The organism is Halorubrum sp. CBA1125, assembly GCF_009742825.1.
Lineage (GTDB): Archaea > Halobacteriota > Halobacteria > Halobacteriales > Haloferacaceae > Halorubrum.
In genome coordinates this window covers 1-4817 of sequence record NZ_WPCE01000207.1, presented here as the reverse complement: position 1 = coordinate 4817, position 4817 = coordinate 1, and the positions used below count along the sequence as shown (strand labels likewise).

At 68.0% G+C, this 4817-nt stretch carries 5 protein-coding genes, 1 tRNA gene and 1 pseudogene; 2 read left to right on the top strand and 5 right to left on the bottom strand.

What is annotated here, in order from left to right:
- Positions 1-69 precede the first annotated feature (69 nt).
- The 3 genes from GJ633_RS14110 to GJ633_RS14100 all read right to left on the bottom strand — a co-directional run bounded on the left by GJ633_RS14110 (position 70) and on the right by GJ633_RS14100 (position 2228).
- Positions 70-201: a rubrerythrin-like domain-containing protein gene (locus tag GJ633_RS14110; RefSeq protein WP_156589325.1), complete on the bottom strand. Its 132-nt coding sequence runs from the start codon at positions 199-201 to the stop codon at positions 70-72.
- 329 nt (positions 202-530) lie between these two features.
- Positions 531-603 (bottom strand) — tRNA-Thr (locus GJ633_RS14105).
- A gap of 623 nt (positions 604-1226) precedes the next feature.
- Positions 1227-2228: a class I SAM-dependent methyltransferase family protein gene (locus tag GJ633_RS14100; RefSeq protein ID WP_156589324.1), complete on the bottom strand. Its 1002-nt coding sequence runs from the start codon at positions 2226-2228 to the stop codon at positions 1227-1229.
- Between the two features lie 96 nt (positions 2229-2324).
- Between GJ633_RS14100 and GJ633_RS14095 the strand changes: the two genes are divergently transcribed.
- The gene (locus GJ633_RS14095) at positions 2325-2600 is read left to right on the top strand and encodes a transcriptional regulator (protein WP_156589323.1); all 276 of its coding nucleotides are present in this window, start codon (positions 2325-2327) and stop codon (positions 2598-2600) included.
- A gap of 67 nt (positions 2601-2667) precedes the next feature.
- Here GJ633_RS14095 and GJ633_RS14090 read toward each other — a convergent pair whose 3' ends face one another.
- Together GJ633_RS14090 and GJ633_RS14085 are read right to left on the bottom strand one after the other, a co-directional pair.
- The gene (locus GJ633_RS14090; RefSeq protein WP_321169096.1) at positions 2668-3345 is read right to left on the bottom strand and encodes a DJ-1/PfpI family protein; all 678 of its coding nucleotides are present in this window, start codon (positions 3343-3345) and stop codon (positions 2668-2670) included.
- Positions 3346-3461: 116 nt separating this feature from the next.
- The gene (locus GJ633_RS14085) at positions 3462-4322 is read right to left on the bottom strand and encodes a hypothetical protein (protein WP_156589321.1); all 861 of its coding nucleotides are present in this window, start codon (positions 4320-4322) and stop codon (positions 3462-3464) included.
- A 184-nt stretch (positions 4323-4506) separates the two neighbouring features.
- On the opposite strand from GJ633_RS14085, the pseudogene GJ633_RS14080 reads away from it, so the two are divergent.
- A pseudogene (locus GJ633_RS14080) lies at positions 4507-4817 on the top strand (TIGR04206 family protein); the annotation flags it as partial.

The window sequence follows — 4817 nt, the reverse complement described above, 5'->3', positions numbered from 1 at the left end:
CGACGGGTGACCGACGGAGACCGGACGACGGGTGGCCGCCGTCGCTACGTGGTCCCCGAGATCGACGGCCTACAGGTCTCGCGACCGTCCGAGGTGCCGCAGCTCCCCACCGCACTCGCAGGTACCGCCCTCATCGGTCCGCGCTCCACAGCTGAGACATTCGTACAGTTCTTGACCGTTGGTATCGTAATTCGGTCGCATATTACCGCGGAGGGCTACAGATAACATGGATGTATCCCTAATATTGTTTCCATAATATGATCTGTTCTGCCGACACGGCGATCGAACGATCGGACCGAATACTAATTCGGCAGTTGTCGGTCTGGTCTGGAGTCGTAACGATTCGGTTTCTCTTCGAAAATCGCACCACGGCTCGCTCTCGACCCCGTTACCGAATCAAATGTTGGCGGCAATTCGGGCCGCGAGACCGAATCAAATATCCCCCTCCGAAGGGTGCCTGAATGCGAAAAACCAAGTATTAGCGTCGCTAACGGTCGTTTGTACTCCCTCGCGGAACGAAGTGAAGCGAGAGCCGGAGGAGGGATTTGAACCCTCGACCTATTCCTTACGAAGGAATCGCTCTGCCAGCTGAGCTACTCCGGCACTCACGATACAATTCCCGAACGGAGAAATAAGGGTTCCGAAACGGACATGGGGGGAGGATCGCGAGCACGGCAGACTGGCCGCGGCGCCGCCGACTTGGGCGTGTTCGACGGCACATATCATTTCCGATCAAATACACGTACTACGTCTGAATTCACATTGGACGTTTCAGTTGCTCTCGAATCATCTGATGTATATAAGGGAAAAACATATATATGTGACTGAAATCCAATCAAGTGTGATGACACCGTTCCCGTGCCGCGACGGCGGGGATCGAATCCCCGGACGGTGCCTGCCCGGTCTGAGCCCGTGCCGGGCGTCGGTAGCCCCACCGGTCGTCTCCCCCACGGCGGCCGGGCGTGGCGGTCACCTCTATCAGCGGTCCACGGCCGCGGAGTGATCCACGTCTCCGGACGTGCCAAGCGCAAAATCGCCTCTGGTTCGATGGGTCGAGTGCCGTGGTCTCTTGTCATGTGACGGGCCCCGCGCCGCCCGACCCGACCCCTCGGGTCGAGGGCGGTCACGCTGTCGAGAACGCTCGTGAGCGACGGCGGCGTCACCGAGATACGGCGTCGAACCTGGGACGTCGGCGTTCGGCGACGCGTCACGGTCTCCCGCGTCCGTCAGCGCGGCGTCAGCCGTACGTCGAGACAGACGTTGTACTCGTGTGGCGCGTACGACCGGACGACTCGTTCCGTCTCCACGGCGACCTCGTAGGCGTCGCCGGCCGCCGCGCGGATGGCCCGCGTCCCGGGACCGAACGGGTCGTCCTCGTGTTGGATGTCGTAGTAGTGGAGGACGCAGTCGTCGCCGGCGAGCGCGACCGCGGTGTCGAGGAACTCGTCGGCGGAGTGCGGGAGGTTCATCACGAGTCGGTCGGCGGTGTCGGCGTAGCCGCCGTCACCCCTCTCGACGAGGTCGCGCACGTCGCCGGCGACCGCGGTCACCCGGTCGGCGACGCCGTTCCGCTCGGCGTTCTCCCGGAGGTACGCGATCGCCGTCTCGTTCAGGTCGCAGGCGACCACGTCGGCGCCGCGGGCGGCCATCGGGATCGCGTAGGGGCCGACGCCGGCGAACATGTCGACGACGGCCTCGCCGGGGTCGACCTGCTCGACCACGCGGTGGCGCTCGGTGGCGAGCCGCGGCGAGAAGTACACCTCGGCGACGTCGAGCGCGAACTCGTGGCCGTACTCGCGGTGGATCGTCTCGGTGCCGTCGCCGGCGAGGACGTCCCAGCGGCGGACGCGAAGTTCGCCCTCTATCGGGGACGCGCGGTTGAGCACCGTCTCGCAGGGGAGGTCGGAGTCCATCACCGCGGCCGCGATCTCGCTGGCGCGCTCGCCGTCGTCCTCGTCGAGGATGACGATGTCGCCGAGCCGCTCCAGCGAGGGCTCGTAGCCGAGGATCGCCGCCGGGGTCTGCGGCCGGTCGCGCTCGGCGGCGTCGCGCTCGACGATCCGGTCCGCGAAGGCCGGCGGTATCCCGTCGGCGTCGACGACGGGGATGTAGATCGTGTCGCCGTCGACGGCGATCTCGTGGTCGCCGTCGAGGACGCCGGCGTCGGCGAGCCGCTCGCGGACGGTCTCGCCGCGCTCGCGTGCGACCGCGACGCAGGGAACGCTCATCGTCGGAGAGACGCCGGGCGTCGAATAAACGCTGACGCTTCGCGGCCGGCTCGCGGCACCGTCGGCGTTTTGCATGCCCGCGCCGAACGCGACCCTATGGAGACGACCCGACAGCAGATCGCCGCGACTCTGCGTTCGGGACCGGCGACCGCGAGCGACCTCGGGGAGGCGCTGTCGCTGCCGACGCCCGTCGTGTACGACCACCTCGAACACGTCTCTCGGTCGGTCGACGGCGACGAGGAGTTCCTCGTCGCACCGCCGGCGTGCCGCGACTGCGGCTTCGACGGCTTCGACGACCCGATGAACGAGCCCTCGTGGTGTCCGGAGTGCAAGAGCGAGCGGATCGGGGAGCCGGCGTTCGTGATCCGGTAACCCGATTCCCCCAGACGCCGTCACGGTCCGCTACTCCGGGCACGGTTCGTCACCGACGCGAGATCGGCTACAGCTCGTCGAGCAGCGTCGCGGCCGCCGCCGCCGACGAACCCGGTCCCCGGGCGGTGATCAGGTCGCCGTCGACGGTCACGCTGGTGTCGGCGTCGAGTTCGGCGTCCCAGTCGGCGCCCGCGAGGACGACCTCGTCTTCCACCCAGTACGGGAGCTTCCGCCCGTCGGGGAGGACCTCGTCGTCGTCGACGATCCCCTCCTCCCAGTCGTTCGGGAAGCCGGTGACGGACCGGCCCTCGACCAGCGGCGTCCCGTCGGCCTCGCGGGTGAACGCCAGGATGCCGACGGCGTGACACACGACGAGGGCGACGCCGTCGTCGCCGCCGACCGCGTCGAGCAGCAGCTGGCGGGCGTGTCGGTCCTGGTTCACGTCCCAGACGGTGCCGTGACCGCCCGGAAGCACGACCGCGTCGTAGCCGTCGGCGCCGACCGCCGCCAACGGTTCCGGGTCGTTCAGCGCCGGGTGTTCGGCGTCGACTTCGCGGAACGTTTCGGCCGCCGCCTCGCCGCCTGCGGCGTCCGGGTCGAGCGACCGCTCGTCGACGACCGGCGGCGATCCGGACGGCGTCGCGACCGTCACGTCGACCCCCTCCGACTCGAGCGTCGTCAGCGGCTCGACGCACTCTTCGGCCCAGTACCCCTCCTCGCTCACGACGAACAGCGCGTCTGTCACGGTCAGTGACTCCTTGACGCGCCCGATAAAAAAGATGTCCGCGTCCGGCGGCTCCCACGGCGGGCAGAGCGGTTATCCGATCTCCGGGACCGGCGAGGGCGCGGCCCGACCCGGTATCAGGCCGCCGAGATCGACCGGTAGAACGCGACCGAGTACGTCGCGTAGAACGCGCCGAGAACCCCGGTGAGGACGAGGTAGACCACCGTCCCGGCAGCCATCAACGGGAGAGACGGCTCGGGGAGCGACTCGATCGGTACCGTGCCGGCGCCGGAGGCGATCGACGCGCCGGCGGCGAGGAGGCCGAGAACGGCCCCGCCGACGGTGAGCAACACGGTGTACCCGAGCGTGCTGAGGAGGTTCCGACGGACGAGCCCCACGCTGCGCCGGAAGCCGTCGACCAGCTCGGCGTCGTCGAGGACGACGGCGTGCGCGTAAAACTGGATCAGGAACGTGACCAGGAGGTACGCGAGCAACAGCACGATCGCGACCACGGCGACGATCGCGAGCGTCGTCGGATCGAACCCGAAGCCGCCCATCCCCGCCGACGCACTGCCGCTACCGGCACCGGCGCTGCCGCCTTCCGCGACGCCGCCCTGGCCGAACGCGCCGCCGATGAGGACGATGAATCCGCCGAAGAAGGCGAGGAACCCGAAGATCAGGTTCAGTGCCAACAGGGCGAAGTAGCCGAGCAGCAGGGAGATGTAGTTCGCCTTTCCCTCGCGAACGAGCGTGTCGAGTCCGGTCTTGCCGCCGATCGCCTCGTCGGCCATGCCGATCACTCCGCCCTGGAAGAAGGGGAGCACGAAGACGAGCACTCCGGTCGTCACGAGCGAGATCGCCGTCGCGAGCATCGGAGCGGTGGGCTGCACGAGGAGGTTCGGGATCTGTGCCACCCCGAACAGCGCCGCGACGAGCACGAGGACCGGGTTGCGGACGATACCACCGACTGCAGGACGGAGGGATTGGAGGGCTCCCATGTCCTCTCCATCGATTCGAGGGGATATAAAATCCGAGGGGTCCCAGCGACGCACGGGGAGCGCACTGCCGGCGACACGGGACTGGAACGGCGACGGTCCGCCTCCCGCCGGCGATGTTCCTCGCTTCGCAGATCGCCACGATCGCTCCCGGACGATACTTACCTCCACCGGTCGAAGGGGTGGTATGTCCGCGGAACGGCGTCTGGAGGGGTCCCGTTCGACGAGTCGGGGGTCCCGTCGGACCAGCAGTCCGGCCGAGTGGGTCCTCGTCGTCGGGCTGCTCGCGATTCCGATGGCCGTCCTCCCCGTCGACGGGGACCTCACGCTGGTGAGCCTCTGGGGATTCCTGACTACGGCGACGCCCGGGGGCGGAATCGGTGTCGACGGGTACCCCGTGTGGGCGTACTTCCTCGCCCAGTCGCGGCCGTTCGCGACGCTCCCGCCGTCGATCCGCGCGTGGCCGCTCGCGATCGGCTTCCACCTCCTCGCGGCCGC